The following is a 26129-nucleotide window of genomic DNA, read 5'->3' on the forward strand; positions in this document are numbered from 1 at the left end:
CTGTGGGCGGATTGCTCTTTCCTCTGACCAACGGCTCAATCGGTGGTACTGGTGCGCCAGAACACCTGCTTGATATGGGGGTGGATGGCCAGCTTTTGCATCAGGGCATCCAGCTCGTCGCCATCGATGGAGGTAGCCAGCAGCACCGCAGAGATCTCCAGATCCCCCGCGCCAAACGGCTCGATGTCGAGCTCGCTCAGGGGGTAGTTGGCCTGCTCCAGCATCTCTTCGAGCCAGTGCAGCACCTCTTTTTGATGTTCGCGCTGGGTCAGCGCCGTCACCTTGTAGGTGACTTCGGTGTCCAGATTGTCTACCGGGCGACGGTTGATCTGGTTGACCAGCGGTCGCAGCAGGGTGTTGGCGGCGAGCACGAACAGGGCACCCAGAATGGCCTCCATGGCCAGCCCTGCGCCACAGGCGGCGCCGACCGCCGCCACACCCCACAGGGTGGCCGCGGTGTTGATGCCGCGGATGTTGCCGGATTCACGCATGATGACGCCGGCGCCGAGAAAGCCGATGCCGGAGACGATATAGGCCACCACATGGACCACGTTGTAGTTGCCGCCGTGCAGGTCATAGATGCGCTGGGCCAGACTGACGAACAGGGCGGCCCCCACGGCGACCAGCACGTTGGTGCGAAGGCCCGCGGTACGTTGGCGGTACTGGCGCTCCAGCCCGACCAGACTGCCAAGCACAAAGGCGAGCAACAGGCTGGCCAGGGTGTCGAGCAGGGAGATCATGTCGATTTGTTGCCACATCTTCATGGCGTACTCCTTCTGATAAGCGCTGGCTTGGCGCAATCCACGATGAAACGCCGGGAGGCGGATGGATCAGGGGATGATTGCGCGGATGGCCAGCAGAAAAACAATAACGCGGCGTCCCGAGGCGGGAGCATCATCAGATGCCCTGACGCTCGGAGAGGACGCAACAAGCGGGGCCAGCGTGGCTGGCCCCTTTCACTGTGGTTAACGCAGGTGTGCGGTCAGTTGAGTTCGGGATCGCAGTCGATGCGCGGGCGCAGTTGCCAGCGCACCGGATGTGCTACTCCGACCTGATGAACGAACTGCACCAGATAGCGTCGCTGGGGCGGGGTGCACTGCAGGTTGAGCACCAGCTCTCGCCCGCCGCCGCGACCCGGCTTCATCGATTGCATCGGTTGCAGCCCGGCCGGTTGCAACGTGTGGTTCACCATATCCAGCACCTGCTCCATATCGGCGCGATCCTCACAGCGGATCTGCAGCCGGTAGTGGTGCTGACGCGGTTTGCCGCCCAGCCAGCGTGGCAGCATGCCACGGCCGAGCCGGCTCAACAGGGGGTGAGCCCGGGTAGCAACAGAACCTGTTGCGACCGCGCGATCCGCAGCCGGTTTGATTGAGATAAAACGCATAGCAGCCTCCTTGTGGGAAGCAGAAACTATGCAGGCATGGCGACCGTGGCGATTGGCCTCTGGTTGCCAGACGTCAAGTGTAAAAAGGGAGAAGAGGGGAGTGGATTTCCGCTTCTCGCAGGGTTGCGAGTTGCGGCAGAGAAAGACCTGCGGCTAGCTCGCGACCTTGGTACCGACGATGAGGGTCGGTCTACAACTGTCACTTGATGAGTTGCCCACTGATGGTCTCCGCTATTGATAAGAGGCTCGAATGATAGCCGAGGCGGCAGGCAGGGTAAACCCCGCGCCGCCCGCAGCAACATCTTGAAACATAATCGAAAGCCCCGTTTTGCCGCGCAGGGTCGTAAAAAGCAGACCCAGCGAGGGCCGGGTCTGCGGGGTCATTCGGTCTTGTCGATGCCGAGGTATTTGAGCATCAGTTTCTCGTAGATGGGTTCGGTATCCCCCACCTGCATCTTGTGCAGGAAGTACTTCTCAAAGGCGATCTTGGCCAGATGGACCCACTTTCCTTTCTTGAACCAGGCGACGTTGCGCGGCGGGATCTGCGGCATGGCGACGAAGGCGGCACCTGTGTCCCCCATGTCCGCCAGACAGATGGCATTCCACACCGCCTTGGTCACCGGCGGCTGGCCGCTGAGCTCCGCCTTGATGTTGTGGCTCAGGGTGCGCACCATCGCCTCAATCATATAGCCGGTCTTGGGCACCCCGGTCGGTACCGGCGTCTTGTGCGGCGGTGCAATGGCGATGCAGACACCGGCGGCGTAAATCTGCGGGAAGGCGGGATTGCGCTGGTGTTCGTCGACGATGACAAAGCCGCGGGGATTGACCAGCCCCTCGATGCCCCGCAGCGGCGCAATGCCGACAAAGGCGGGCAGCATCATGGCGTGTTTGTAGGGCAGGGTGTGGGTGCGCTTGATGTTGCCCTCATCGTCCAGCTCCTCCACCGTCATCTGGCCATCTTGCGCCGCCACGGTGCGGGCATTGCAGATCCACTGCACGTCGCGCATCCGCAATTCGCTCTCCAGCATCCCCTTGGAGTCCCCCACGCCGTTGAGACCAAGGTGGCCGATGTAGGGCTCGCTGGTGACAAAGGTCATGGGCACATTCTTTCTCACCTTCTTGTCGCGCAGGTGGCGATCGAGGATGAATGCGTACTCGTAGGCGGGGCCGAAGCAGGAGGCGCCCGGCATGGCGCCGACAATCACAGGGCCGGGCTCATCGACCAGTGCGCTGACACTGTGGCGGCACTCTTCGGCGTGGGAGAGGGTACAGACGCTGGTGGTGCCACCGGATTCGGGGCCAGCCCCCGTCACCTCGTCAAAGGCGAGGGCCGGGCCGGTGCAGATTGCCAGAAAGTCGTAACGCAGGGTCTGGCCATCGGAGAGGGTGAGCTGCTGCGCCGCCGGTTGCAGCTCGGTCAGGGCGGCATGGATAAAGCGGATCCCCTTTTTCTTCACATGGGGTTCGATGGGGATCGAGGTCTTCTTGCGCTCCCGCCACTGGACGGCAATCCAGGGGTTGGAGGGGGTGAATTCAAAGTCCGGCTTGTCATTGATGAGGATCACCTCATGCTGCTTGCCCAGTTCGGCCTTGAGTTCGTAGGCGGCAGACATGCCCCCGAGACCCGCGCCGATGACGATTACCGTTGCCATGTTCAGCCTCCTGCGTTTATTACACGCTCATGTGAGCCGGGTCATCCGACCCGTTTATTTAAATCCTATCCGTTTGAGGATCATCGCTGCCGGACAGAAACCGGTGAATGCGCTCTGGATCAGGTTGACCCCGACAAAGGCACTCAACCAGACAAAGCCCGGATGAACCCAGGTGGTAAGGATCAGCGAGAGCAGCAACATGCAACCCGCGACGATTCTGACTCCGTTATCTACTGTCATGGTCTTTCTCCTTCTATACTTTAGATGTTGCTAATTTAGTGTTTTTTTATACAATAGAACAAATATCAGCAATTGCTAATTTACTCTTATGAGCCAATTCGACGAGATGAACAGACATGCGACAGCCGCCGCCTCCCTGCTCAAGGCGTTGGCTCATCCCGAACGCCTGATGGTGCTCTGCCAGCTGGTGGAGGGGGAGAAGGGGGTCGGGGAGCTGCTGGCCCATAGCCAACTCGGGCAGTCGGCCTTCTCCCAGCAACTTTCGGTATTGAAGCGCTACGGCCTGATCCGTTCGCGCAAGGTCTCCCAGCAGATCTACTACTCGCTGGTGAGCGAGGCGGCCGCCGATGTGTTGGGCGCGCTGCAAACCCATTTTTGTCACTCAGAAAATAAGGAATCTTGATGATGGAAAGCCAATGGCTGCTCTCTTTGGGCGGTGGCATGCTGGCGGGGCTGTCGGCCCTGATCCTGATGTTGTTCAACGGCCGGGTGGCCGGGATCAGCGGTATTCTGGCCGGTGCGCTGCAACACCGTGCGCCGTGGCGGGTGCTGTTTCTGCTGGGGCTCGGGGCGGGTGCCTGGTTGGCGCTGACCCTGGGCTGGGCCACCATGCCTGCATTCACCACGCTGCCCGGCTGGCCCGTTGTGCTACTGGCCGGTCTGCTGGTCGGGGTCGGTACCCGTCTTGGCAATGGCTGCACCAGCGGCCACGGCATCTGTGGCATGGGGCGGCTCTCCCTGCGCTCCATCGTCGCCACCCTGACCTTTATGGCGGCAGGCTTTATCACCGTCTTCGTCACTCATCATCTGCTGTAAGGGGCTGATCGCCATGAAGTTGCTGACAAGTTTGTTTGCGGGTGTGTTGTTCGGACTGGGGATGGCCATCTCCGGCATGGTGGATCCCGCTCGGGTCACCGGTTTTCTCGATCTGGCTGGCGCCTGGGATCCCAGCCTCGCCTTCGTGATGGGAGGCGCCCTGCTGGTCTTTATGCCGGGTTACTTCTTGCTGGTGAAACCCCATCGTCAGAGCGTGCTGGGGGAGCCCATCGCCGCCGTACCAGCTCCTCGGCTCGAGCGCAGGCTGATCGGCGGGGCTGCGCTGTTTGGCATCGGCTGGGGATTGGTGGGTATCTGCCCGGGGCCTGCTCTGAGTCTCATTTCCAGCGGGCAGCCCATGATAATGTTGTTTATAGCGGCCATGGTGGCCGGGATCTTGCTGTTTGACAAAGGACTGGCCAGGGTGCTGACCAAGGCGCCAGCTCGGGGAGTGGATAAGGTGCGCCAGTCCCATACCGCCTGATCCCGTGAAGTGACAGATTACGCCAGGGAAGGAGAGTGATGATGGAAAAGATCCGGTTGCTGGGGATCACCATGTTGGTGATGACATCGCAGGCCATGACATCCCCCCTGGCCTTTGCCGCGGACGGGGAGCCAGAGCCCCTGTTGACAGTAGCGCCACAACCGGTGACCGACTGGCTGACGCTGGATGGCACCGTCAGTGCCATCAATCAGGGGACGGTGGCGGCCCAGACCAGCGGTCGGGTCTCCCGCATGCTGGTGGATGTGAACGATCAGGTGCAGGCGGGGCAACCGCTGCTGGAGATCAGCGGCAAGGAGCAGTTTGCCGCCGTCACGGGTGCCGAGGCGCGGCTGGCGCGGGCACAGGCTCAGCAAGTGGAAGCCGAGCGCCAGCTCGCCCGCTTTCAGGCGCTGATTGCCAAGGGGGTGATCACCCGCGCCCAGCTCGATAATGCCCAGGCGACGGATCGCGCCGCCCGCGCCGAGGTGAACGCTGCCGATGCAGCTCTCACTCAGGCCCGCGAGGCCTACGGTTATACCCGCATTCTGGCTCCCTACGCCGGAGTGGTGACCAAACGGCTGGTGGAGTTGGGGGAGACTGTCGCCCCCGGTACCCCGCTGCTCTCCGGCTTCTCTCTCGACACCTTGCGGGTGGAGGTGGAGTTGCCCCAATCCGCCCTGACGCTGGCTCGTGAGCCTGCGGATGTGCAGGTGCTGCTGCCGGATGGCCGGCCTGTTACCCCGGTCAAATTGACCCGCTTTAACTATGCCGACAGCCAGAGCCACGCCTTCAGGTTGCGCCTCGATTTGCCGCCGCAAACTGCCGGGGTATTGCCCGGCATGTGGCTCAAGGTGCAGCTCAAGCAGGGTGAACGTCAGGTGTTGCAGGTGCCGGATCGCGCCCTGCTGCGGCAAGGGGAGTTCAATGGCGTCTATCTGCAGCAGCCCGCTGGCTGGGCCCTGACGCCGGTGCGGGTCGGCCATTGCGTCGAGGGACAGTGCGAGATCCTGGCCGGCCTGCAAGCCGGTGACAAGTTGGCCCCCGATGCCTGGGCGCAGCAGCAGGAGGTGGCCCATGAGTAGCGAGCTGAACGGCAACAAGGAGAGGCTGGGGCCTGCCGGTCGGCTGGCTGCGCTGTTTCAGGGCTCGGCCATCACCCCGCTGCTGGCGCTGGTGGGGCTGTTGCTCGGTCTGTTTGCAGTGCTGGTGACCCCCAAGGAGGAGGAGCCGCAGATCGATGTCACCTTCGCCGATGTCTACATTCCCTTCCCGGGAGCCACTCCGGCTGAAGTGGCCTCTCTCGTTACCACCCCTGCCGAGCAGGTGGTCTCCCAGATAAAGGGAATTGATACCCTCTACTCTTTTTCCCAACCCGATGGCGCCCTGCTGGTGGTGGTATTCAAGGTGGGGGTGAGTCGCGAGCAGGCCATCGTCGATCTCAACAACCAGCTCGACTCCAACCGTGACTGGTTGCCACAGGGGATCGGGGTCGGCCAGCCGCTGGTGAAACCCCGGGGGATCGACGATGTCCCCATCGTCAGTTTGACCTTATGGAGCAAAGAGGGGAGCAAGCAACTGGGGGCCCCCGAGCTAACCCGGGTCGCCCATGAGCTGGAGACCGAACTCAAGCGCATTCCCGGTACCCGCGATATCTACACGCTGGGCAGCCAGAGTGCCGTGTTGCGGGTGATGCCGGATCCGGCGGCCCTCAGCGCCCACGGCATCAGCTGGGGCGAGTTGAGCCAGCGCCTTGCGGCCGCCAATCAGGTGGGCCCGACACAGGCCACCTGGCAGGACAACCGGGAGATCAAGGTGCAGGTGGGGCAGTTCCTGCAAAGCGAGCAGGAGGCCCGCGAGCTGGTGGTGGGGCTGCACGACGGCAAGCCGGTCTATCTGGGGGATGTGGCCAGGGTCTCGCTGGGTCAGGAGACCCCGACCAAGCGCAGCTGGATGGGGCTGGGGGATCGCAGTTATCCGGCGGTGACCCTGGCCATCGGCAAGCAGCCCGGCCAGAACGCGGTCGAGGTGGCCAAGCGGGTGGAGGTGCGGGTTGAGAGCCTCAAGAATCGACTCATCCCGGCTGGGGTCGAGGTGACGGTGACCCGTGACTACGGCGTCACCGCCGAGACCAAATCCAACACCCTCATCGGCAAGCTGATCTTTGCCACCACGGCGGTGGTGCTGCTGGTGCTGGTGAGCATGGGCTGGCGCGAGGCGCTGGTGGTGGGGGTGGCCATCGTTGTCACCCTGGCGCTGACCCTGTTTGCCAGCTGGGCGTGGGGCTTTACCCTCAACCGGGTGTCGCTGTTCGCGCTGATCTTCTCCATCGGCATTCTGGTGGATGACGCCATCGTCGTGGTGGAGAACATTCACCGCCATCGCGGTTTGGGCAAGGGCTCCCTCAAGGATCTTATTCCGGGGGCGGTGGACGAGGTGGGGGGGCCGACCATACTGGCGACCCTGACCGTTATCGCGGCCCTGCTGCCGATGGCCTTTGTCAGCGGCCTGATGGGCCCCTACATGAGCCCCATTCCCATCAATGCCAGCATGGGGATGCTCATCTCCCTGCTGGTGGCCTTTATCTTCTCCCCCTGGCTGGCGAGCCATTTGCTCAAGGGGGAGGCGCACGGTGCCCACGGCGAGGCCAAGGCCAGCCTCTTCCAGCGGCTGATGACCCCTTTTCTGATCGGTGATGGCGCCAGGAGAGCGAGACACAAGCTCTGGCTGGCCATCCTGCTGCTGGTAGCGGCTGCCGCCGCCATGCCCATGGTGCAGTGGGTGGTGCTCAAGATGCTCCCCTTCGACAACAAATCGGAATTCCAGCTGGTGCTCGACATGCCGGAGGGGGTGACCCTGGAGCAGACCGAGCGCACCCTGCTGGCGGTCGGGCGGGAGCTTGCCAAGGTGCCCGAGGTGAAGGATTACCAGATTTACGCCGGCACCGCCGCCCCTATCAACTTCAATGGGCTGGTGCGCCACTACTTCATTCGCAGCGGTGCCAACGTGGGGGATATTCAGGTCAATCTGGTGGACAAACATGAGCGCCATCGCAGCAGCCACCAGATTGCCCAGTCGGTTCGGGAGCCACTGCAGGCCATCGCCAGCGCGGTGGGGGGCAACCTGAAAGTCGTTGAGGTGCCGCCCGGCCCGCCGGTCTGGTCACCCATCGTTGCCGAGGTGTATGGCCCGACTCAGGCCGCCCGTGAGGCAGCCGCTCGCGCCGTTCAGGCCCGCTTTGTGGCCACGGCGGATCTGGTGGACGTGGATATCTATCTGACCGACCCGCAGCCCAAGTGGCGGCTGGTGGTGGATCGCAGCAAGGCGGCCCTGCTCGGGGTCGATCTCGGCGATCTGGTGAACACCCTCAATGGCGGGGTGGGTTATCAGGATGCCAGCTGGCTGCAGGGGCATGGCGCCAAGTATCCGGTGCCGATCCGCATCGAGCTGGCCCCCGGTGACAAACGGGATCTAGCGGGTGTGCTGGCCCTCAAGGTGCGCAGCCTGAGCGGCCAGCTGGTGCGGGTCTCCGAGCTGGTGAGTCGCCGCGATGAGCTGGCCCCCAGCTATATCATGCACAAGAACATGCAGCCCATGGTGATGGTGGTGGCCGACATGGGCGGCCATACCGACAGCCCGCTCTATGGCATGTTTGCCGCCGGTGCCGACATCGACCTGCCCCAATATTATGTACAGCAGCCCGACAAGCTGGGGGAGGTGGCGCTGTTGTGGGACGGGGAGTGGAAGATAACCTACGAGACCTTCCGCGACATGGGGATTGCCTACGGGGTGGGGATGATCCTCATCTACCTGCTGGTGGTGGCCCAGTTTCGCTCCTATCTGGTGCCGCTCATCATCATGGCGCCCATTCCGCTCACCCTCATCGGGGTGATGCCGGGCCACGCCCTGCTGGGGGCCCAGTTTACCGCCACCTCGATGATCGGGATGATCGCCCTGGCCGGGATCATCGTGCGCAACAGCATCCTGCTGGTGGACTTTATCGAACAGCAGCGGGCGAGTGGCGTGGCGTTCGAGCAGGCGGTGATTGCGGCGGCGCAGGTGCGGGCCAAACCCATCATGCTGACGGCGCTGGCGGCGATGATCGGGGCCCTGTTCATCCTCGATGATCCCATCTTCAACGGGCTGGCCATCAGCCTGATTTTCGGGATCCTGGTCTCCACTTTGCTCACCCTGGTGGTGATACCCTTGCTCTATTATGCCCTGCTCTCCCGACGCTCATGACGGGAGTCACTAGCGAAAGGATGCGCGATGAAGATAGGTTGGTTGTGGTGGGGAAGTGGCGCTGTGGTAGCGGTGGCTGCGGCAGCATGGTGGTGGCGACCGCAGCCTACGCCGATCAGGCTGGCAGAGGTCGGGCGGGGGGATGTGCTGGTCACTGTGGTCAACACCCGGGCTGGCACCATCAAGTCGTGCCAGCGGGCCGGGCTCAGTCTGCCCGGTGGCGGCGTGGTGGAGCAGATCGCCGTCAAGGCCGGGGAGCGGGTGGCGCAGGGAGATCTGCTGCTGACCCTCTGGAGTGACGATATTCACGCCGATCTCGCCCGTGCCCGTGCCCAGCAGGCCCTTGGCAAGACCCAGCGCGAGGAGCGTTGCAGCGAGGCGGCCTACTACGAGCGGGAGGCTAACCGGCTGGCCACCTTGCTGGCCAAAAACCTCACCTCCCGCACCCTCGCCGAGCAGGCCCAGAATCTGGCCGATACCCGCCGCTATGTCTGTCAGGCATCCCGTCAGCAGGAGCGGGTTGACGAGGCGCAGGTCGCCCAGGTGGAGGCTCGCTTGAGCGAGCGCCGCCTGCAGGCGCCGTTTGCCGGTGTGGTGGCAGAGGTCAACAGCAAGCTGGGCGAATACATGACCCCCTCACCGCCCGGAGTGGCCATGCCCCCGGTGATCGATCTTATCGACGATCGCTGTCTGTATGTCTCAGCCCCCATCGATGAGGTGGATGCTGCCCGCCTCAAGGTGGGGCAGTCTGCCCGGGTACTGCTCGACGCCATGCCCGGGCGCGATTTTGCCGCCACCGTCACCCGCATCGCCCCCTATGTGAAGGAGCTGGAGAAGCAGGCTCGCACCGTGGAGGTGGAGGCGGCGCTCACTGCCCTGCCCACCGATGTGCCCCTGCTTATTGGCTACAGTGCCGACCTTGAGGTCGAGGTGACCCGCGCCACCGATGTGCTGCGGGTAGCGGCCAGCAGCCGGGCCGACGATGGTAGCGTGTTGCGGCTGGAAGGGGATAAGCTGGTGCGGGTGGTGCCCCGTTGGGGGGTGGAGAACTGGAACTGGATTGAAGTCGCCGAGGGGCTCGCTACCGGTGATCGGCTGGCGGCCCAGCCCGGACAGATTGTCGGGGAGGGCCCTTTCAGCGCCGCCACGGAGCAGACGGATGAGTGATCTCATTCGCCTTGATGCCGTCAGCCGTCGTTTCACTCTGGGGGGGAGCAAAGTGGCCGCCCTCGATCGCGTTTCCCTGCGGGTTGCCGAGGGGGAGTATCTGGCGGTGATGGGCCCCTCGGGCTCCGGCAAATCGACCCTGCTCAATGTGCTGGGGCTGCTGGATCGGCCCGATGAGGGGCGCTACTGGCTGGGAGGGGAGGACACCGCCACCCTGTCAGAGCCAGCGCTGGCCCAGCTGCGCGGCCATCGCATCGGTTTTGTGTTCCAGTCGTTTCACCTTATCTCCCGCCTCACCGCCCGTGAAAATGTCGAGCTGCCGCTGATGCTGTGCGGGATCGCTCCCGCCGAGCGCCATCGCCGCAGCCAGCAGTTGCTGGGAGAGCTGGGGCTGGAGAACCGGGCCGGACACCGCCCTGCCGAGCTTTCCGGCGGTCAGCGTCAGCGGGTAGCCATCGCCCGGGCCATGGCAATGGCGCCGCGGCTGATCTTGGCCGACGAGCCCACCGGCAATCTCGACTCCCGCTCCGGGGAGGAGGTGATTACCCTGCTGGAGGAGCTCAACCGGGAGCAGGGGATCACGCTGGTGGTGGTGACCCACGATCCGCGCCTCGGTGAGCGGGCGGGCAGGCGGATCCTGATGAACGATGGCCACATCAACATTGATAGCGGCGGTGGCTGAATGCGGCGGCCCGATGTGATCCGCTTTGCCGCCGTGGCCTTGTTGCGTCAGCGTTCACGGGCGCTGGTGTTGATCCTGGCGGTGAGTCTGAGCGTCACCTCGGTGCTGCTGCTCACCGCGCTGGGGGAGGGGGCGAGGCGCTATGTGGCCGACCAGTTCAGCTCCCTTGGCAAGGATCTGCTGGTGATGTTCCCCGGCCGCAAGGAGACTACAGGCGGGCTGCCGCCGGTCACCGGCAACAGTCTGCGGCAGATCACTCTCGATGATATGCACTACCTTGGCCAGCATCAGCCAAACGTGCGGCTGGTGCCGCTGGTGATGGGCTTTGCCGAGGCCAAACAGGGGGCGCGCCTGCGCCAGACCATGCTGCTTGGCAGCAGCAACGGGCTGCGCGATACCCACGGGCTGGAACTGCTCTCCGGCCGCTGGCTGCCGGGGGATGCCGCAGAGGATCGCCCGGCCGTTCTGCTCGGGGCCAAGGTGGCCCGTGAGCTGTTCGGTCAGGCCGATCCGGTCGGCCAGTGGCTGCGTTTTGACAATCGCCGCTTTCGGGTGGTGGGGGTCTTCACCAGCCAGAGCAGCAATCTGGGGATGGATATGGCCGAGGCGGCGCTGATCCCGGTCGGTAGCGCCATGCGGCTGTTCAACACCGAGGGGCTGTTTCGGCTGCTGATCCAGCCGCTGGCGGGGCAAGCGGTGCCCCCGCAGGTCAAGCGACTGGAGCAGCTGATGCAGGCGCGCCACGGGGTACTCGATGTGACCGTGGTGCGCCGCGACGCCATGCTGGCCACCTTCTCCACCATTCTCTCGACCCTCACCCTGGCCGTTGCCGGCATCGGTGCCATCAGCCTGCTGGTCTCCGGCATCATGATGATGAATCTGGCGCTGATCAGCACCCGCCAGCGCACCGGCGAGATCGGCCTGCTCAAGGCGCTGGGGGCCGACAGTCGCCAGATCCGCCAGCTGTTTTTGTGGGAGGCGCTGTTGCTGAGCGGCAGTGGCGCGCTGTTTGGCACTGTGTTGGGCTATGCCCTAGTTGGCCTCGCCGGAGTGATTTGGCCCGGATTTCCGGCGGCGGTCCCCTTGCTTGCTACTTTCTGCACCATACCGGCGGCCCTGCTGACCGGGCTGTTTTTTAGCTGGCTGCCCGCCTCCCGGGCGGCACGGCAAGATCCGGTCAGCAGCCTGCGCAGCGGGCAGTGGAGCGGTGGCTGATGCGCGCCGCTGATCTGCTGTTCTGGCTCTGGCGCGCCTTGCTGGCTGGGCGCAGTCGCAGCCTGCTGTCTGCGCTCGGCATTGCCATCGGGATCGCCTCGGTGACCCTGCTCACCGGCATCGGCGAGGGGCTCAGGCTCTATCTGCTCGACAGCTTCTCCCAATTTGGCACCCGGTTGATCGCCGTGACCCCGGGCAAGACCGAAACCGCAGGCGGCCCGCCCGGCATCCTCTCCAGCAGCCGTCCCCTGCTACTGGAGGATGCCGATGCCCTCGCCAGATTGGCAGGGGTAGAGGCGGCGCTCCCTGTGGTACAGGGGCAGGGGGAGGTGCGCAGCCGTGGGCTGACCCGCAGCACCGCTATTCTGGGCACAGGTCCGGCTGCGCTCTCCGGCTGGCGACTCACCCTGGTGCAGGGGCGTTTTCTGCCCGCGGATGACAGTGCCATGCCCCGCGCCTATGCGGTGCTGGGGGCCAAGGTGGCGGCTGAGCTGTTTCCTGGGGGCGATGCACCGGGGAACCTGCTGCGCGCCGGTGATCGCCGTTTTCGGGTGGCCGGGGTGCTGGCCCCCAAAGGGCAATTTCTCGGCTTTGATCTGGACGACATGATCTATCTGCCCGCCGCTCACGCCCAGGCGCTGTTCAACAAGGAGGGGTTGCAGGAGATCGATGTCATCTATCGCACCGGGCAGACGGAGGCCGAGATCACCGCCCAGATCCGGCGGGTGCTGATCGCCCGCCACGGCGCCGAGGATTTCACCCTCACCTCCCAGCAGGACATGCTGACCAGCCTCGACAAGATACTCTCCATCATCAAGCTGGCGGTTGGCGGGCTCGGCATTATCTCGCTGCTGATCGGGGCGGTCGGCATCTTCAGTATCATGAGCATCGCCCAGCAGGAGCGGATCCCCGAAGTGGGCTTGCTGATGGCGCTGGGCTGCCCACGGCGGCGCATTCTATTGCTGTTCCTGCTCGAAGCCGTAGTGCTGGCGCTGCTGGGCGGAGCCATGGGGCTGGCCCTGCTCGGCGGGCTAAAACTGCTGCTCACCCTGCTGGTGGCCGGCTTGCCGCTTACCCTCCATCCTCTCTATCTGCTGCTGGCGCTCGGTTGCAGCGCCCTGGTTGGCCTGCTGGCCGGGGTCGCTCCTGCGCTGCGGGCAGTGCGTCTCGACCCAGTAGTTGCCCTGCGCGGTGACTAGAGCGCCCCTTTCGCAAGAGGCGCGTTACGCTCGGGGCTGAACAGGGGGGGGGCTAGGTGACCACCTCCGCAACCGGCACGCTGCGCTCAGATCTGAACAGAGGGAAGTAGCGGCGATCCGCCTGACTCATGTGGCCGACAACCAGCTCCTGAATGATGAAGTTGAGCAACTCGTCGTTGCCCAGTGTTCCCGCTTTGGCGGCGTGCAGCAGCTGGCCAGCCTTGTTGAGCAGGCGCTGGTGATCCTGACGGTGGCTGACGAGTTCCTGATAGTCGATCTCCGCCAGCATCTGCTCTTCAAAGGCGAAGTGATGGCGGGCCATGTCGAACAGGCTCTCCAGACTCTCCAGAAACGGGGCCGGCTCCTCGTGCTGATCTTTCATCCGCTCCAGCAGCCGGTTAGTCAATACGAAGAGCTGGCGATGCTCGGCATCGATGCGCGGGTGACCGCACTCGTGGCCGGGTTGCCACAGCAGGGCGCCCTGCTCGGGATCAAGGCCTTCGGTATAGAGGCAGACCCGTCCGCGGCCGCGATTCTTCGCCTGATACATGGCCTGATCGGCGTGGTGCATCAGGGTTTTGGCATCCTCCCCGTGCTCGGGATAGAGCGCCAGCCCGATACTGCTGGAGATGAGCAGCTCCTGCCCCTCCAGCTGGAACGGATGGCGCAGCTGCTGGTGCAGCTTGTCGGCCACCGCCAGCACTTCGTCGCCACTCTCCGGCAGCAAGATAACGAACTCGTCGCCCCCCAGCCGCGCCACCAGATCCTGTTTGCGCACGCAGTGGCTCATCCGCTCGGCCACCATATTGAGCAGAATATCCCCGGTCTCATGGCCGAAGGTGTCGTTGATCGGCTTGAAGTGATCGAGATCGATAAACATCAATGCCAGCGGACGGGGTGTCTCCTGCTCCATCAGCTCCTTGAGCCGTTGCTGCAGCAAGCGGCGATTGGGCAACCCGGTGAGGGGGTCGTAGAAGGCGAGGCGGCGCATCATCTCCTCCCGTGCTGCCCGCTCGGTGATATCCCGGGTGACCCCGAGGATCGCCTCCGGCTGGGCATTGTGGTTGCCATGGAGGGTGGTGATGGTTTCGGTGGCCACCAGATGGCCATCCTTGTGGCGCAGTTGGGTGCGAATGACCCGGCGGGTCTGGTCATGTTCTCCCCGTTGCCATGCCTCCAGGGTTGCGGAGATCTCCTCACGCAGCAGTTTCCTTGAGGCATCCGGCAGCAGCTGTTTGAGGGGCAGGGCAAACAGCTCGGGGGCCTCGTAGCCGCTCAGGGGGGCGATGGCCGGGCTGACATAGCGAAAGCGCAAGCTGGCGGCATCCATGGTCCAGATCACATCGGCACTGTTCTCCGCCACGAAGCGATAGTGCTGTTCGCTCTGGGCCAGTTCACGGGTCAGCCGCTGGCGATCTCGCGCCTCCTCGCGCAGGCGCAGATAGAGGTGCAAGAAGATGCCGAGCAGGGTCATCAGGGTAAAGGTGATGAGCATGGCCACCGCCACGCTCTTGTCGAGCAGTTGCCGTTGCTGGCGCAGCCGCTCCTGCGCCGGGTCGTAGATAAAGCGGTCGAGGTTGGGCAATACCGTGAGCATGCCCGCCTCCAGATAGGTTTTGGCGATCTGCAGCCAGCGCTCCTGCTGCATGTAGCCAGGTTCGATCAGATCCGGCTGCATCAGCGTTCTGGTTTCGCGAGCCTCGAACTCCAGCTGTTCACGGCCAGCCCCGGTCGGGTACTGCTCCATGATGAGGTTGATCATCTCTTCGGGGTGGTCCATCGCATAGCGCCACCCCTTGAGGCTGGCCTGCTGGAAGGCGTAGACCCGATCCTGTCGGGTGATCAGCTCCCGCTCTGAGGTAAACAGGTTGTCGCCGTAGAAGTCGAAGTCGATGGTGCGCGGACTGAAAACCCGATAGGGGATCCCTTTTTGTTGCAGATAGAAGGGCTCGGTAGTGCTGTAGGCGCTGATGGCATCCACCTTGCCCGCCAGCAGTGCCTCTATCCCCTGTTTGTATGGGAGGGTGACCCAGTCGCGGCTGCGGGTCTGGTGAGAAAGGTAGGTCAGCAGCTCGTTGGAGCCAGGCTCCAGCATCAGTCGCTTGTTGGCCAGATCGGCCGGGTTGCGAATATCTGGCCGATCCAGCGTGAGCAGGATCAGCGGCGAGTGCTGCAGCAGGGCGGCGAGCACCACCACCGGACGACCGGCAGCCCGATCCAGCAGCAGATCACTGCCGCTGATGCCAAAATGGGCCTTTCCCGAGATCACCTCGCTGACCACATCGGTGCGGGAGTCCGCTTCGCGCAGGGTGACATGCAGACCGGCCTCCCGATAAAACCCTTTGGCGATGGCCGCGTAGTAACCGGCAAACTGGAACTGGTGTTGCCACGGCAACTGGACGATGACCTGCTCGCCGGCTCGCACGGGGGAAGAGGTCAGGGTCGCGATGACCATACCGACCAGCATTGGCATAAACCAGCTGAGGGGCTGGCGGGGGGCTGCGTTCTCCGTCATACAACGTTTCTCTCGGGAGCGGTGTCTAGGCTAGATTCAAGCAATTTTGTGTCACCTGCAAGGGGAGAAAAGGCGTTTGCAATGGGGTATAGGGGGGTTGGAAAGTCATTTTTGTGTCATTCATCACACGGGATGGATACATGCCGTTTTTTTGCAAGTTATGTGACCAATAAGAGAGTCATATGGCCTATCGAAGTGGTCGCATTCTAGCCACTTTTTCCCGTTTTTATTGCTGTCATTGTGGCTTGACTGCATTTTTTCCGTGGTTGCACGTCAAGGTGTGTCGTTATATCAATAGATACTTTTATGGGGCAGTCAGGTGTGACGCAAATGTATCGCGGCTGCTGCGCACCGGTTAATGTGCGACTGCTCAGTGATGGTACCCCGTCAGTGTTATCATGCTGCCCCCAGTTCCGGATAAGGTCTTTTTATGTCCCGCTTGCGTCTGCTTGTCTCCGACTCTCACGATCCCCTGTTCAATCTGGCCGTTGAGGAGTGCATCTTCCGCCAGATGGACCCCGGTCAGCGGGTGCTGTTCCTCTGGCGCAACGCCAATACCGTGGTGATCGGTCGTGCCCAGAATCCGTGGAAGGAGTGCAACACCCGCCGCATGGAAGAAGACGGGGTGACCCTGGCGCGTCGCAGCAGCGGTGGTGGCGCCGTGTTCCACGACCTTGGCAACAGCTGTTTTACCTTCATGGCGGGCAAGCCGGAGTATGACAAGAGCGTCTCCACCGCCATCGTGCTGGACGGGCTCAAGCGATTGGGGATCGAGGCGTTTGCCTCCGGTCGCAACGATCTGCTGGTGGCCACCCCGGACGGGGAGCGCAAGGTATCGGGGTCGGCCTATCGGGAGACTCTGGATCGCGGGTTTCACCACGGCACCCTGCTGCTGGATGCCGATCTCGGCCGCCTTGCCAACTACCTCAACCCCGACTCCAAGAAGCTGGCGGCCAAGGGGATCACCTCGGTGCGCAGCCGGGTGGCCAATCTGTGTGAACTGCTGCCGGGGCTCGACCATCAACAGGTGAGCGAGGCGCTGGTCGAGGCCTTCTTCCACCATTACGGCGCGCGAGTTGAGCCCGAGCATATCTCCCCGGAGCAGATGCCGGATCTGCCGGGCTTTGCCGAGACCTTCGCTCGCCAGCGCAGTTGGGAGTGGAACTACGGTCATGCCCCTGCGTTCAGCCATCTGCTGGAGGAGCGGTTCAGCTGGGGCGGGGTGGAGCTGCACTTTGATGTGGAGAAAGGGGTCATCACCCGGGCACAGCTCTTTAGCGATACTCTGGAGCCGGCCCCGTTTGATCTGCTGGCGGCCGAGCTGGCGGGGTGCGGCTATCGACCGGATGCTGTCGCCACGTGCCTGCAGCCCTGGCTGGCGGCTTTCCCGCAGCAGCAGAGCGAGCTGGCGGAGTTTGCACGGTGGCTGTTGGCCTCCCTGCGTTGAGGGGGCGCCGCGCTGATGGCGGTCTGGTCGTGAGGGCGATGTCAGCCAGGATGGGAGCAAGATCACGAAATATAAAGAGGCGCCTCAAAGGCGCCTTTTTGCCAGCCCTTGTGATGGCTGATACATGACAAAAAGTAGGGTAGGCCATTAGATATTGTCGCTGTCTACCCCGCTGGTACAGGGGTATAACGGCCGCACATTTGCTGTACTAATGGTATAAAAATTAGTGACTTAGTTTATCTGCAAGACGAAAGCGTCAATGCCGTCCACCCCGATTTTTCCGCCCGTTTCGCCACCGTCAAAGCCAACTTTTTCTCGCGCAATCCCGATCTCTGGCCCGTTTTTCGCGAACCCGGATTTGCCACCCTCAACGAATTTCGGGCCCGTGGCCTGGCCCCCAATGCCCGCCTGAACGCCTGGCCAGATGGCCGTGCCCGCCTGGCCGATCTCTGCGAGTCCATGCCAGTGCCCGCCACCATGCGCACCCCGGGCGAGCCGATGGCCGAGCTGCTGTTTGCCGCCGCCCTGTCGAAGGATTGGGAGAACCCCTCCAGCGTCGAGAACGTCATCACCATGTCGGCGGATCCCGCCATCTACGGTGCCCAGCTGGGCATTCTGGCCAACCCCAATCTGGTCTACTCCGAATACGCCGGAGTGGCCGAGGAGCTGGAGAAGAAGGTGGTGCGCCAGATTGCGCTGCTGGCGGGCTACGACCCGGCTCGCGCCACCGGCATCTTCACCCAGGGGGGGACCTTCTGTAACCTCTACGGCTACCTGCTCGGCATTCGCAAAACCTTGCCGGAAGCCAAGCACAAGGGGCTCGGCCACTATCAGGATTACCGCATCATCAACTCCCAGGGCGGTCACTACTCCAACATCACCAACCTCTCCCTGCTCGGGGTCGATATCGAGAACAAGACTATCCGCATTCAGGTGGGGGAGAACAATGACATCGATCTCGACCACCTCGAGCGCACCCTGACCGCCTGTTTTGCCCTGAAACACGTGGTGCCCACCATCATGCTCACCATGGGTACCACCGACACCTTCGGGGTGGATCAGGTGAAACCCGTGTTCGAGCTGCGCAATCGCCTCTGCGAGCAGTTCGAGGTGACGGTCAAGCCGCACATCCACGTCGATGCAGCTATCGGCTGGTCGATGATCTTCTTCCTGGGTTACGACTTTGCTGCCAATCCGCTCGCCATCAACAGCGCCACTCTGGCGGGGATCGAGCGCAACGTGGCACGCTTTGCCGAGCTGAAATATGCCGACTCCTTTACCGTCGACTTCCAGAAGTGGGGCTATGTGCCCTACACCTCCAGTCTGGTGATGATCAAGGAGCAGGATGACCTCAAGGCGATGGAGAATGACCCGGAGAACTTCTCCTACTTCGAGCGGGACATTCAGGGCCAGACCCACCTGCAATCCACCATCGAGTGCTCTCGTGGCGCTAGCGGTCTGTTCGGTGCCTATGCGGCGCTCAACTATATGGGGGTGGAGGGGTATCGCACCGTGCTGGCCCACTGCCTGCAAAATGCCAATTACTTCCGCTTCCGGTTAAGCCAGCTGGGCAACGTCAAGCTGGTGGCGCAGGAGAATCAGGGGCCGAGCGTCGGCTTCAAGGTCTACAACCCCGAGTGGGTGAGTGACCCGGAAGCCGAATTTGCCTTCGAGCTGGCCCGCTCCAGCGATCCCGCCTACAAGGCGCGCTTGCAGCGCAACACCGACTATCACCGCAGCCTGTTCAAGGGGCGCGGCAAGGTGGGGCTCTACACCAACTGGGTGGAGGCGGTGGCCCACTCCGACTATGACGTTCGCGGCAAGTACTCCTATATCGCCGGAGAGAAGGCTGTCTTTATGAACCCCGCCTGCACCCGCGAGCAGATCGACGCCTTTATCGACCATATTCGCGGTTGAGGGCACTCTTCTTGACCACCGATAGTGGCCAGGGTGGTTAGGAACCTCGCCAACAGATAAACAAAGGGCAAGCCAATTGGCTTGCTCTTTTGTTTTTGCAGCACTGTGCGTAATCAGTGGGGAAGGCCTAGTTCAGAGGGCCAGCAGTTGCTCGTTCTCGACAATCTCACACCCGGCGGGCAGTTTCGAGAGGGCGATCATGGCGCGGGCCACCTGACGAGCCTCGATGGCGCGCCAGCGGGCGAGTTTGCCCACCAGCAGTGGCCGAAACAGCGGGTAGATGGTCTGAAAAATCTGCTCGGAGAGGCGCGGTGGCTGGCGATCCCCGAGCAGCATGGCGGGACGCACGATGGCGAGCCGTGGCCAGGATTGGGCCAGCAGGGCCTGCTCCATCTCCCCCTTGGTTCGCGGATAGAGAGCCGGGGACGATGCACTGGCCCCCATGCTCGAGACCACGATAAGGCGCTGACAACCGTGGCGGCGGGCCAGTTCGGCAAAGGCGACCACATAGTCGAGATCGACCCGGCGAAACGCCTCGGCAGAGCCCGCCTCCTTGCGGGTGGTGCCGAGGGCACAGAAGGCGATATCCACCGGGCGGGAGAGGGTGACGCTGGCCAGATCATCAAAATTGACCGGCAGCCAGTGGTGCGCCTCCTTGCCCGGCTTGCGACAGAGCAGGGTCAGTTCATGTTCGGCAGGCAGTTGCTGCACCAGTTCGCGACCGATCAGGCCGCTGGCTCCGGCAATCAGGATCCGGCTCATGGGGATTCTCCCTGTGTCATTCGATGGTGTTGATGCCATGGTGGCTGCTCATCAGCATCAGGCAATTTGCGAGCAGCTGCAATGGGGAGGAATGACTCAGTGTTGTCGGGCAGGATGAATTACGCGGGGCTGGATAAAACAAAACCGGCGCGAGGCCGGTTTTGCGGGATATCAGAGCGGGGTATTGAAGGCTGCTGGCAGTGGGAAGTCACCCGTCACTGTGGTCAGCCTGTCGTTGGCGAAGGTGACAGTGAGCTCTTTGCGCTCCTTGTCGCCGTGGCCCGGCTGGAATTCATAGAGGTAGTACCAGGTGTTGGGATCAAAGCCGTCACGCAGCATGGGGGTCCCCAGCACATAACTGACCTGCTCGCGGGTCATCCCCTGGCGCAGTTTGTCGACCTGTTTTTGTTCCACATAGTTGCCCTGGGGAATATCGATACGATAGACCAGGCTGCAACCGGAGAGGGTGAGGGCGGTCAAAGCCGCGGCAATCAGGTGTTTCATCCGCATATCGAGTTCAGATCATCCATACAGTCTTTTTGGCTCGGCAAATCATACCGACTCCCTCCACGGAAGTAAAAAGCCATTGATCCATCAGCCAATAAAAAGGGCCGCACTGCGACCCTTTCTGGCAATCCGGCAGCCGTTACATCGCCGCGCGGAAGATGGCGACGATCTCTTCGTGGCTCGCCTGTTTCGGGTTGGTGAAGCCACAGGCATCCTTCAGGGCGTTGCTGGCCAGGGTATCGAAGTCATCGGCCTTGACGCCGAGCTGCTCCAGACCGGCCGGGATCTTCACATCCAGCGCCAGCTGCTTGATGGCGGCAATGGCAGCGGCGGCGCCCTGTTCGTCGCTCATGGTGCTCACATCTACACCCATATAGCGGGCTACATCCTTCAGACGAGCAGCGCTCACCTGAGCGTTGAACGCCTGAACGTGGGGCAGCAGCACGGCGTTGCAGACACCGTGGGGCAGGTCATAGAAACCGCCCAGCTGGTGGGCCATGGCGTGCACATAGCCCAGGCTTGCGTTGTTGAAGGCCATGCCGGCCAGGAACTGGGCGTAGGCCATCTGCTCGCGGGCATGCAGGTCATCGCCATGGTGAACGGCGGTGCGCAGGTGCTTGGCAATCAGCTCGATGGCCATCACGGCGCTGGCATCGGTCACCGGGGTGGCGATGGTGGAGACATAGGCCTCGATGGCGTGGGTCAGGGCATCCATGCCGGTGGCGGCGGTGAGACCCGCCGGCTTGGCCAGCATCAGCTCGGGATCGTTGACCGACATCAGCGGGGTAACGTGCTTGTCGATGATGGCCATTTTCACGTGGCGCGCTTCGTCGGTGATGATGCAAAAGCGGGTCATCTCGGAGGCGGTACCGGCGGTGGTGTTGATGGCGATAAGCGGCAACTGCGGCTTGGCGGAGCGATCCACCCCTTCGTAATCCTTGATGTTGCCACCGTTGGCGGCCACCAGCGCGATGCCCTTGGCACAGTCGTGGGGCGAGCCGCCACCCAGCGAGATGACGCAGTCGCAGCCGTTGGCCTTGATCATCGCCAGACCCGCTTCGACGTTGCTGGTGGTGGGGTTGGGTTTGGTCTCATCGAAAACTGCGCTTTCAATGCCATGTTCAGCCAGCAGGGTGGTGAGCTTGGCGACCACGCCGATCTGGTTGAGAATTTTGTCGGTGACGATCAGCGCCTTGCGGTAGCCATAACCCTTGATATCGGCGGCAGCCTCTTGCAGACAGCCGGCACCCATCAGGTTGATTGCAGGAATATAGAACTTGAATGTAGCCATGATGGACTCCCTATAGTTAGCCATTAAGTGGTAATTGGCTGCCACGTTACCATCTTGCTGGGGATGCAAAAGCATCTGTTTTGCAACTTTACGGGGGCGATCACGGGACATTAATTAAGCGTTGAACCGGGCTTGACTTTCCCTGTTACATCCCGATTTCCTGAAAAACGTTTTTCAATTAATTCATCAGGTTAGAAAACGTTTTGCCTGCTCTTTGATGTTGTCAATGCGTGGAAGTGTGAGGCGCTTCAAGGAATTGGAAAGCGCTTTCGACCATAGTTGGCGCCTCCCCGAAGAGGGGGGTAAAGGCTTGAAAGTATCATAAAGAATCATCTTAATTTGCGTCCTGACCATGCTGGCAGGGGGCAACCAGGAGTCCAATATGTCTGATGTATTTCACTTGGGTTTGAAGAAAGCGGATCTGCAAGGCGCCACCCTGGCGATCGTCCCCGGTGACCCCGAGCGTGTAAAGCGTATCGCAGAGCTGTTGGATAACCCGGTACACCTGGCCAGCCATCGTGAATTTACTACCTGGCGTGGCGAGATGGACGGCAAGGCCGTGATCATCTGCTCTACCGGTATCGGTGGCCCGTCCACCTCCATCGCAGTGGAAGAGCTGGCTCAGCTGGGTATCCGCACCTTCCTGCGCATCGGCACCACCGGCGCCATCCAGCCGCACCTGAACGTGGGTGACGTGATCGTGACCACCGGCTCCGTGCGCCTCGACGGTGCCAGCCTGCACTTCGCACCGATGGAGTTCCCGGCTGTTGCCGACTTCGACTGCACCACCGCGCTGGTCAACACCGCCAAAGAGATGGGCTCCAAGCTGCACATCGGTGTGACTGCCTCCTCCGACACCTTCTATCCGGGTCAGGAGCGTTACGACACCGTATCCGGCCGTGTAGTGAGCCGTTTCCAGGGTTCCATGAAAGAGTGGCAAGCCATGGGCGTGCTGAACTATGAGATGGAGTCCGCAACCCTGCTGACCATGTGCTCCAGCCAGGGCCTGCGTGCCGGTATGGTGGCTGGCGTCATCGTCAACCGTACCCAGCAAGAGATCCCGAACGCCGAGACCATGGCGAAAACCGAATCTGATGCCATCAAGATCGTACTGGGCGCTGCCCGCAAGCTGATCTGATAGCACCACAAAGAGTGGGGGGTGGGGGCCGTTGCGAAAGCGCGGCCCCTATCTTTATCCGCCGTTTACCGCTTTTCCTCTCCCGTCACGCCTTTCACTGATCCCGTGGCACTCGCGCTTATTGTTCCTACTTGTTGCACTTAAAAAGGCGCAGCACAGCGCACTTGCATCGGCTCGCCGCTTACCGGATGAGCAAAATCCAGCTCGCTGGCATGCAGCATCAGCCGCGGCGCCTGTTCGCAGCCGGGTGGCAGCAAGCCACCATAGAGATCGCAGCCGAGAATGGGGTGGCCCAGCAGCTGGCTGTGGATGCGCAGCTGATGGGTGCGGCCGGTCTCCGGCACCAGTCGTACCCGGGTCAAAGGCACGTTTTGTCCCTGCATCTGCAACTCCAGCCGCTCAACCACCTGATAGTGGGAGCGGGCGGGTTTGCCACTGGCGGCGCAGATCTTCATCAGCGGAAAGAGGGCCGGATCCTTGGCGATGGGGGCGTCGATAAGCCCTTCGTCGTCAATCAGATGGCCACACAGCAGGGCGCTGTAGGCCTTGCTCACCGCCCGCTGGCTGAACTGCTGGCAGAGCAGGGCATTGATGGCCTTGTTTCTGGCCACCACCATGATGCCTGAAGTGCCAAAATCGAGGCGGTGCACCAGGGTGCAGCCGGGGTAATCCTGCACCAAGCGATAGTGCGCAGAGTCGAGGTTCTGCGGATTCTTGCCCGATAGGCTCAGCAGGCCGCTTGGCTTGTTGATGAGCAGCAGATGCTCATCTTCGAACAGGATCTCGATGGCGGCACTGCAAGGTGGGGCGATAAAGGTGTCGACGATAACAGACATAGGGCACACGGGCTGGAAACGGGGGACGATCATACCCGAACCGGCGCGGCCGGGCGAATGGGCGGTGCGCTGCCTCGGAAAATGAACGGCATGACGCCATGCAAACTTTTGATAGTGAGCCGTGTTGAGCTAGGTGGCGTGCCGTGCAAACCGCCCAGGTCAGCAACAAGGCCCCGTTTTGTGACCCCTTCCCGAGTTCATCCGAGGCTTGCTTGTTAAGGTATGGCTCCCTGTTATGTTGTAAGGACTCATCCCATGGCACTGCCCGTTATTCTTGATTGTGATCCCGGCCACGACGACGCCATCGCCCTCATTCTGGCGCTGGCCAGCCCTGAACTTGACGTGTTGGCAGTTACCACCAGCGCGGGCAACCAGACGCCGGACAAGACCCTCAACAATGCCCTGCGCATCCTCACCCTGCTGGGGCGTGACGATATTCCGGTGGCGGCCGGGGCACCGAAACCGCTGGCCCGCGAGCTGATCATCGCCGACAACGTCCATGGCGAATCGGGTCTCGATGGCCCCAAGTTGCCGGATCCCGCCTTTGCACCGCAGGGGATGACGGGGATCGAGCTGATGGCCAGATGTCTGCGCGAGAGCCCGGAGCCCGTGACTCTGGTGCCGACTGGCCCGCTCACCAATATCGCCCTGCTGCTGGCAGCTCACCCGGAACTAAAGGGCAAGATCGCCCGCATCGTATTGATGGGGGGCGCCGCAGGGGTTGGCAACTGGACGCCGGCGGCGGAATTCAATATTTATGTGGACCCGGAAGCGGCCGATATGGTCTTCAAGTCGGGCATCCCAATTACCATGTGTGGCCTCGATGTGACCCACGAGGCGCAGGTGATGGACGAGGATATCGAACGGGTACGCGCCATCACCAATCCGGTGGCCCAGTGCGTGGCCGGGTTGCTCGACTTTTTCATGATCTACCATCGGGATCCCAAGTGGGGATTTTCTGGTGCACCGCTCCATGACCCCTGTACCATTGCCTGGTTGCTGGCTCCCGAGCTGTTCCACGGGGTCGAGTGCCGGGTCGATATCGAGACCAGAGGGGAGCATACCGTGGGGATGACGGTGGTGGATCGTTATGGTCTGACCGGCAAGCCAGCCAATGCGCTGGTATTGTTGGGGCTGGATCGGGCAGGCTTTATTGATCTGCTGGTGACGCGGCTGCGGGCGTTTGACTGAGCGCCGGTTCATTTTTGCAAGAAGGGGCGGGGAATGTGGAAGAGAGGCTTGGTGCTGCTGGCCGGGTTGCAACTGACAGGCTGTGCGACGCCATTCGAGCGGATGTGGCAGGGGCTGGCGACCTGTGAATTTACCGATCTCTATGTGGATGAGACGGGCAGGCCCGCCAATCTACAACTGGCCAACTACACCCCCTACAAGGTGAGCGACGGCTTTGCCTGGTACAAGGTGCACGAGGAGCTGCACGGCTTGCCGGTGGTCGGCTTTATCGTGCCCGCTTCCAGCTTCGAAGTGCATGCTCTCTTTGTCGATACTCCCATCGCCAATGCCCGCCGGTTGACCCACAACGCCTACGGCAGCGAGTTTGGTGACGAGCAGAAGCATGACGAGGGCTCAGCCCCTCTGCTTTTGCGCGATCCCAACAACCCCAAACGATCCATCATCGACTGCACCCGTGGTGAGTCTGACGGGGAGCTTGAGGATTCGGCCATGCCCGAGTAGGGCGACCTGTTACGCCATCGGCCTGAAAAAAGAGGGGCCAGCCTTGCCGGCTGGCCCCTCTTTAATTTAGAGCAGAGTGTGATTGCAGAGCGGTTCCCGGATCAGGGATAGCTCAGCGTCTCTTTGATAAGCGGCAGTTGAGCCTTGATCCATGCCGGATTGATGGGCCCCCAGTCGCTGATGCGGTAGTGTCCCTGCAGGTGGCGAGCCCCCTCGGTCTGCTCGAAGGCGCAGCTGATGTCGAGCTCGGCCAGCGCCGTCAGTGTATCCTGCGCGGTGCGGCGCGGCATGCCGGTCGCCTCCATGATGGCAGGCACCGTATCCGTGCCCTGACTGATCAGCCAGGCCACGTAGAGTCGCCGGTAAAAGCTGGTGCGGGTCTTGCTCGGCTCACTCATAGCTCGTCCTCAAGACGATCGAAGTAGCGCCAGGTCGCAATGGCTGCCTTGCCCATCACCAGTGCCCAGAGGCCGAACCAGAACCAGCGGAAGAAGCTCCAGGTGGAGGCGTCAGGCTCTGTGCTCTCGATCTTGGTGACGTTGGGGAACATGGAGAACATGTTCACGCGCCAGCCGTAGGAGGTAATGATAGCCAGGCGTTTCTCGAACTCCATCGACTTGGCCTTGGCCTGGACGTCGGCGGCGTTGAACTTGAAGTAGAAGGGCCAGCCCCACTCGGTATCTTCATTGCGAAACACCCGGATCTTCTCGCCGGGGCGCTCGGTGTAGATGTAATAGACGTCGGTGGTGGGGCCGTCAGCCGGGTTTTTCTGGCTGATGGGGCCATCCTTGTCGGTGCGCTTCACCTCGACCCCGGTGATGGTAGCGATGGTGTGCTCCGGCAGGTAGTAGTCGAGCCAGGCGGCGGAAATGAGGGCGATGAGCCCCAGTGCGATAAAAGCGGGTTTCTTGAATCTCAGGCTCATGGTGTGCTCACGTGAGGG

The 26129-nt window shown here is 62.2% G+C and carries 25 protein-coding genes; 14 read left to right on the top strand and 11 right to left on the bottom strand.

From position 1 onward, the window contains the following. Positions 1–35: 35 nt before the first annotated feature. From I6L34_RS17575 to I6L34_RS17590, 4 genes are all read right to left on the bottom strand, one after another. Entirely contained in the window at positions 36–764 is a 729-nt protein-coding gene (locus I6L34_RS17575; protein WP_075115459.1) for an MgtC/SapB family protein, read from the bottom strand. A gap of 218 nt (positions 765–982) precedes the next feature. Then, positions 983–1387, bottom strand: a complete 405-nt coding sequence (locus I6L34_RS17580; protein WP_075115460.1) for a hypothetical protein — start codon at positions 1385–1387, stop codon at positions 983–985. A 380-nt stretch (positions 1388–1767) separates the two neighbouring features. Next, positions 1768–3039 carry an NAD(P)/FAD-dependent oxidoreductase gene (locus I6L34_RS17585; protein WP_216955071.1) on the bottom strand — a complete coding sequence of 424 codons (1272 nt, stop codon included), beginning with the start codon at positions 3037–3039 and terminating at the stop codon, positions 1768–1770. Positions 3040–3093: 54 nt separating this feature from the next. Beyond that, on the bottom strand, positions 3094–3279 hold the full coding sequence (locus I6L34_RS17590; RefSeq protein WP_005344304.1) for a DUF2892 domain-containing protein: 186 nt from the start codon (positions 3277–3279) through the stop codon (positions 3094–3096). Positions 3280–3367: 88 nt separating this feature from the next. On the opposite strand from I6L34_RS17590, the gene I6L34_RS17595 reads away from it, so the two are divergent. Genes I6L34_RS17595 through I6L34_RS17635 form a run of 9 tightly spaced genes read left to right on the top strand, consistent with a single transcriptional unit; the run spans position 3368 to position 13081 of the window. Continuing rightward, positions 3368–3682, top strand: coding sequence for a helix-turn-helix transcriptional regulator (locus tag I6L34_RS17595; protein WP_005338008.1), 315 nt, complete (start codon positions 3368–3370; stop codon positions 3680–3682). After that, entirely contained in the window at positions 3682–4095 is a 414-nt protein-coding gene (locus tag I6L34_RS17600) for a YeeE/YedE family protein (RefSeq protein ID WP_069554757.1), read from the top strand. The genes I6L34_RS17595 and I6L34_RS17600 overlap by 1 nt, the downstream gene beginning before the upstream one ends. A 13-nt stretch (positions 4096–4108) precedes the next feature. After that, complete coding sequence (locus I6L34_RS17605) at positions 4109–4579, top strand: YeeE/YedE family protein (RefSeq protein ID WP_075115461.1); 471 nt, start codon at positions 4109–4111, stop codon at positions 4577–4579. Between the two features lie 41 nt (positions 4580–4620). After that, positions 4621–5661, top strand: coding sequence for an efflux RND transporter periplasmic adaptor subunit (locus I6L34_RS17610; protein ID WP_075115462.1), 1041 nt, complete (start codon positions 4621–4623; stop codon positions 5659–5661). Further along, complete coding sequence (locus I6L34_RS17615; RefSeq protein WP_216955072.1) at positions 5654–8818, top strand: efflux RND transporter permease subunit; 3165 nt, start codon at positions 5654–5656, stop codon at positions 8816–8818. The genes I6L34_RS17610 and I6L34_RS17615 overlap by 8 nt, the downstream gene beginning before the upstream one ends. A 27-nt stretch (positions 8819–8845) precedes the next feature. Continuing rightward, on the top strand, positions 8846–9985 hold the full coding sequence (locus I6L34_RS17620; protein ID WP_216955073.1) for an efflux RND transporter periplasmic adaptor subunit: 1140 nt from the start codon (positions 8846–8848) through the stop codon (positions 9983–9985). Then, entirely contained in the window at positions 9978–10667 is a 690-nt protein-coding gene (locus tag I6L34_RS17625; RefSeq protein WP_216955074.1) for an ABC transporter ATP-binding protein, read from the top strand. Before I6L34_RS17620 ends, I6L34_RS17625 begins: the two co-directional genes overlap by 8 nt. Further along, entirely contained in the window at positions 10668–11882 is a 1215-nt protein-coding gene (locus I6L34_RS17630) for an ABC transporter permease (protein WP_216955075.1), read from the top strand. Continuing rightward, entirely contained in the window at positions 11882–13081 is a 1200-nt protein-coding gene (locus I6L34_RS17635; protein ID WP_216955076.1) for an ABC transporter permease, read from the top strand. The genes I6L34_RS17630 and I6L34_RS17635 overlap by 1 nt, the downstream gene beginning before the upstream one ends. Before the next feature lie 52 nt (positions 13082–13133). Here the strand turns inward: I6L34_RS17635 and I6L34_RS17640 are convergent, their stop codons facing one another. Continuing rightward, entirely contained in the window at positions 13134–15548 is a 2415-nt protein-coding gene (locus I6L34_RS17640) for a diguanylate cyclase (protein WP_254202980.1), read from the bottom strand. 478 nt (positions 15549–16026) lie between these two features. Here I6L34_RS17640 and I6L34_RS17645 point away from each other — a divergent pair, with 478 nt between their 5' ends. Both I6L34_RS17645 and I6L34_RS17650 read left to right on the top strand, forming a co-directional pair. Then, positions 16027–17043 (top strand): lipoate--protein ligase A, encoded by a 1017-nt coding sequence (locus I6L34_RS17645; protein WP_216955078.1) that lies wholly within the window; start codon positions 16027–16029, stop codon positions 17041–17043. Positions 17044–17265: 222 nt separating this feature from the next. Further along, a complete protein-coding gene (locus tag I6L34_RS17650) occupies positions 17266–18960 on the top strand; it encodes a pyridoxal-dependent decarboxylase (RefSeq protein ID WP_216956939.1) in 1695 nt (564 codons plus the stop codon). Between the two features lie 132 nt (positions 18961–19092). On the opposite strand, the gene I6L34_RS17655 is transcribed toward I6L34_RS17650, so the two are convergent. From I6L34_RS17655 to yiaY, 3 genes are all read right to left on the bottom strand, one after another. Further along, on the bottom strand, positions 19093–19722 hold the full coding sequence (locus tag I6L34_RS17655; protein WP_088869760.1) for an NAD(P)H-binding protein: 630 nt from the start codon (positions 19720–19722) through the stop codon (positions 19093–19095). 171 nt (positions 19723–19893) lie between these two features. Continuing rightward, complete coding sequence (gene bamE, locus I6L34_RS17660; protein ID WP_005337980.1) at positions 19894–20232, bottom strand: outer membrane protein assembly factor BamE; 339 nt, start codon at positions 20230–20232, stop codon at positions 19894–19896. Between the two features lie 136 nt (positions 20233–20368). Beyond that, entirely contained in the window at positions 20369–21520 is a 1152-nt protein-coding gene (gene yiaY, locus I6L34_RS17665; protein WP_216955079.1) for an L-threonine dehydrogenase, read from the bottom strand. A gap of 382 nt (positions 21521–21902) precedes the next feature. Between yiaY and udp the strand changes: the two genes are divergently transcribed. Further along, on the top strand, positions 21903–22658 hold the full coding sequence (gene udp, locus I6L34_RS17670) for a uridine phosphorylase (RefSeq protein WP_005337975.1): 756 nt from the start codon (positions 21903–21905) through the stop codon (positions 22656–22658). Positions 22659–22798: 140 nt separating this feature from the next. Here the strand turns inward: udp and I6L34_RS17675 are convergent, their stop codons facing one another. Continuing rightward, entirely contained in the window at positions 22799–23527 is a 729-nt protein-coding gene (locus I6L34_RS17675; protein ID WP_216955080.1) for an RluA family pseudouridine synthase, read from the bottom strand. 222 nt (positions 23528–23749) lie between these two features. Between I6L34_RS17675 and rihA the strand changes: the two genes are divergently transcribed. Together rihA and I6L34_RS17685 are read left to right on the top strand one after the other, a co-directional pair. Next, entirely contained in the window at positions 23750–24685 is a 936-nt protein-coding gene (gene rihA, locus I6L34_RS17680; protein ID WP_216955081.1) for a pyrimidine-specific ribonucleoside hydrolase RihA, read from the top strand. A gap of 33 nt (positions 24686–24718) precedes the next feature. Further along, positions 24719–25186, top strand: coding sequence for a hypothetical protein (locus tag I6L34_RS17685; protein WP_005350434.1), 468 nt, complete (start codon positions 24719–24721; stop codon positions 25184–25186). Positions 25187–25287: 101 nt separating this feature from the next. On the opposite strand, the gene I6L34_RS17690 is transcribed toward I6L34_RS17685, so the two are convergent. Together I6L34_RS17690 and I6L34_RS17695 are read right to left on the bottom strand one after the other, a co-directional pair. Beyond that, positions 25288–25584: a helix-turn-helix domain-containing protein gene (locus I6L34_RS17690; RefSeq protein ID WP_005337957.1), complete on the bottom strand. Its 297-nt coding sequence runs from the start codon at positions 25582–25584 to the stop codon at positions 25288–25290. Beyond that, a complete protein-coding gene (locus tag I6L34_RS17695; protein WP_005350438.1) occupies positions 25581–26111 on the bottom strand; it encodes a DUF1523 family protein in 531 nt (176 codons plus the stop codon). Before I6L34_RS17695 ends, I6L34_RS17690 begins: the two co-directional genes overlap by 4 nt. Positions 26112–26129: the final 18 nt, after the last annotated feature.

The organism is Aeromonas sp. FDAARGOS 1404 (assembly GCF_019047085.1).
GTDB lineage: Bacteria > Pseudomonadota > Gammaproteobacteria > Enterobacterales > Aeromonadaceae > Aeromonas > Aeromonas veronii.

What these genes read in the sequence shown, in the direction of transcription:
- I6L34_RS17575 (WP_075115459.1), bottom strand. Translation starts at nt 764, where the DNA reads ATGAAGATGTGGCAACAAATCGACATGATCTCCCTGCTCGACACCCTG.
- I6L34_RS17580 (WP_075115460.1), bottom strand. Translation starts at nt 1,387, where the DNA reads ATGCGTTTTATCTCAATCAAACCGGCTGCGGATCGCGCGGTCGCAACA.
- I6L34_RS17585 (WP_216955071.1), bottom strand. Translation starts at nt 3,039, where the DNA reads ATGGCAACGGTAATCGTCATCGGCGCGGGTCTCGGGGGCATGTCTGCC.
- I6L34_RS17590 (WP_005344304.1), bottom strand. Translation starts at nt 3,279, where the DNA reads ATGACAGTAGATAACGGAGTCAGAATCGTCGCGGGTTGCATGTTGCTG.
- I6L34_RS17595 (WP_005338008.1), top strand. Translation starts at nt 3,368, where the DNA reads ATGAGCCAATTCGACGAGATGAACAGACATGCGACAGCCGCCGCCTCC.
- I6L34_RS17600 (WP_069554757.1), top strand. Translation starts at nt 3,682, where the DNA reads ATGATGGAAAGCCAATGGCTGCTCTCTTTGGGCGGTGGCATGCTGGCG.
- I6L34_RS17605 (WP_075115461.1), top strand. Translation starts at nt 4,109, where the DNA reads ATGAAGTTGCTGACAAGTTTGTTTGCGGGTGTGTTGTTCGGACTGGGG.
- I6L34_RS17610 (WP_075115462.1), top strand. Translation starts at nt 4,621, where the DNA reads ATGGAAAAGATCCGGTTGCTGGGGATCACCATGTTGGTGATGACATCG.
- I6L34_RS17615 (WP_216955072.1), top strand. Translation starts at nt 5,654, where the DNA reads ATGAGTAGCGAGCTGAACGGCAACAAGGAGAGGCTGGGGCCTGCCGGT.
- I6L34_RS17620 (WP_216955073.1), top strand. Translation starts at nt 8,846, where the DNA reads ATGAAGATAGGTTGGTTGTGGTGGGGAAGTGGCGCTGTGGTAGCGGTG.
- I6L34_RS17625 (WP_216955074.1), top strand. Translation starts at nt 9,978, where the DNA reads ATGAGTGATCTCATTCGCCTTGATGCCGTCAGCCGTCGTTTCACTCTG.
- I6L34_RS17630 (WP_216955075.1), top strand. Translation starts at nt 10,668, where the DNA reads ATGCGGCGGCCCGATGTGATCCGCTTTGCCGCCGTGGCCTTGTTGCGT.
- I6L34_RS17635 (WP_216955076.1), top strand. Translation starts at nt 11,882, where the DNA reads ATGCGCGCCGCTGATCTGCTGTTCTGGCTCTGGCGCGCCTTGCTGGCT.
- I6L34_RS17640 (WP_254202980.1), bottom strand. Translation starts at nt 15,548, where the DNA reads ATGCTGGTCGGTATGGTCATCGCGACCCTGACCTCTTCCCCCGTGCGA.
- I6L34_RS17645 (WP_216955078.1), top strand. Translation starts at nt 16,027, where the DNA reads ATGTCCCGCTTGCGTCTGCTTGTCTCCGACTCTCACGATCCCCTGTTC.
- I6L34_RS17655 (WP_088869760.1), bottom strand. Translation starts at nt 19,722, where the DNA reads ATGAGCCGGATCCTGATTGCCGGAGCCAGCGGCCTGATCGGTCGCGAA.
- bamE (WP_005337980.1), bottom strand. Translation starts at nt 20,232, where the DNA reads ATGCGGATGAAACACCTGATTGCCGCGGCTTTGACCGCCCTCACCCTC.
- yiaY (WP_216955079.1), bottom strand. Translation starts at nt 21,520, where the DNA reads ATGGCTACATTCAAGTTCTATATTCCTGCAATCAACCTGATGGGTGCC.
- udp (WP_005337975.1), top strand. Translation starts at nt 21,903, where the DNA reads ATGTCTGATGTATTTCACTTGGGTTTGAAGAAAGCGGATCTGCAAGGC.
- I6L34_RS17675 (WP_216955080.1), bottom strand. Translation starts at nt 23,527, where the DNA reads ATGATCGTCCCCCGTTTCCAGCCCGTGTGCCCTATGTCTGTTATCGTC.
- rihA (WP_216955081.1), top strand. Translation starts at nt 23,750, where the DNA reads ATGGCACTGCCCGTTATTCTTGATTGTGATCCCGGCCACGACGACGCC.
- I6L34_RS17685 (WP_005350434.1), top strand. Translation starts at nt 24,719, where the DNA reads ATGTGGAAGAGAGGCTTGGTGCTGCTGGCCGGGTTGCAACTGACAGGC.
- I6L34_RS17690 (WP_005337957.1), bottom strand. Translation starts at nt 25,584, where the DNA reads ATGAGTGAGCCGAGCAAGACCCGCACCAGCTTTTACCGGCGACTCTAC.
- I6L34_RS17695 (WP_005350438.1), bottom strand. Translation starts at nt 26,111, where the DNA reads ATGAGCCTGAGATTCAAGAAACCCGCTTTTATCGCACTGGGGCTCATC.